Here is a 1,475-nt window from a genome sequence, read left to right on the forward strand (position 1 = left end):
CCCCGCGGTCACACCCCGTTCGAAGGAGGCCTCGCGCACCTCGAGGCCCGCCCGTGCCCTCGCCACCAACGCCGCTGCCCACCTCAGCTAAGCCGTCTACACCCTCGCCGCCGCACTGTGGACCGCCGCCACCGGTCACCGGCCTCTCGACTACACCGCTGCCGGCCTCAACGCCGCACCGCCACCACCACCGAACCGCGCACCGCCATCGGCGCCGCCACCCTGTCCCTGCGCACCGATCACACCCTCCGGCCCGCCCTGGCCGAAGCCCTTGCCCCCGCCCTCGCCGCAGACCCTCACATCCGGCCCGCGCCGATGCCCTCGCCGACGCCCTGCGTCCGCCCCACCCTCTCCATCGCCGCCTCCCGCCCATGTCAGGTCCGGGGCTGCGGTGGCAGGGGCCCGGTGGCGATGGCCAGTGCTTCGGCGCGCGTCATGCCGAACATGCGCAGCAGGCGGAAGGCCAGTTGGTCGGAAACATGCTCGGCGTTGAGGTCCGGGCGGGTCTCCAACAGGTGGAGCACTCCGAGCAGGGCGCCGCCGACCATGGCCACGGAAGTGTGCGGGTCGTCGATGTCCAGCCGTCCGTTGTCGGCGGCGGCCTGTAGATCCCGCATCGCCCGGGGTGCCAAGCCTCTGTCCGAGGTGAGATAGGGCATGCCTGTGCGGACGAGAATCCTGGCGATCTGCGGGTGGGTGCGCTGCAGCCGACCAGTCAGGCGGACGCTGGCGGCGAAGATCTCCGCGGGGTCCCTGAGATCTCCCGCCACGGATTCCAGGAGTTCGCCATGTTGCTCCAGGGTCAGGGCGACGGCGGCGTCGAATAGCTCGTCCTTGCTGGTGAAGTGGTTGTAGAAGGAGCCGAAGCCGACGTCCGCCGCCTCGGTGATCTCTTGGATGCTCACGTCGGTCCTCCCTTGCTCGGCGAGGAACCCCTGCGCGGCGGCGATCAGCGCGGCTCGGGTGAGCGCCTTGCGCCGGTCCAGGCGGTTGGGTGCGCGGCTGGGAGTCCGGCTCTTGGCCTTGCTCTGTCGGTCGGTACTCATGCCCCCATCTTACCCGGTGAATCAGTTCTGATGTTTTCATCAACACCGATGGTTGTTGACGACGCTTCCATCTGGACTGATTCTTTCATCACTGCTGACTGGGGATGCTCGCAGGAGTGTCCGGTCGGCGCCTGTCCAGGACTCAGGAGAGCCGATGAGTATCCAGGTCGTCCGCACCACAGAGGGCTGGTGGGTGGAGAGCGGCACAGGACGGCTGCACCACGTCGACACCGACGCGGACACCACCGCCGGCCTGCTCGCCGACCGTTCCGCCGTGCAGGAGGCGGCTGCCCGTGCCGCGGCTGCCCCCGGCGCCGGGCCTTCCGCTCGAGAGGCGGAGCTGCTGTCGCCCGTCACCACCCCCTGCCGGGTGGTGGCGCAGATGGTCAACTACCGGTCCCATGCGGTGGATTCCGGGTAGATCGGAAG

Annotated in this window: 2 protein-coding genes; one reads left to right on the plus strand and one right to left on the minus strand. The window is 69.5% G+C overall.

The features are described 5' to 3' along the window. Nucleotides 1-374 precede the first annotated feature (374 nt). A complete protein-coding gene (locus ABZ641_RS37045) occupies nt 375-1,046 on the minus strand; it encodes a TetR/AcrR family transcriptional regulator (protein ID WP_359988966.1) in 672 nt (223 codons plus the stop codon). A gap of 154 nt (nt 1,047-1,200) precedes the next feature. Between ABZ641_RS37045 and ABZ641_RS37050 the strand changes: the two genes are divergently transcribed. Further along, nucleotides 1,201-1,467 carry a hypothetical protein gene (locus ABZ641_RS37050; protein WP_359988968.1) on the plus strand — a complete coding sequence of 89 codons (267 nt, stop codon included), beginning with the start codon at nt 1,201-1,203 and terminating at the stop codon, nt 1,465-1,467. The last annotated feature ends 8 nt before the right edge of the window (nt 1,468-1,475 follow it).

It is taken from the genome of Kitasatospora sp. NPDC007106, from assembly GCF_040634455.1.
Classification (GTDB): Bacteria; Actinomycetota; Actinomycetes; order Streptomycetales; family Streptomycetaceae; genus Kitasatospora; species Kitasatospora arboriphila.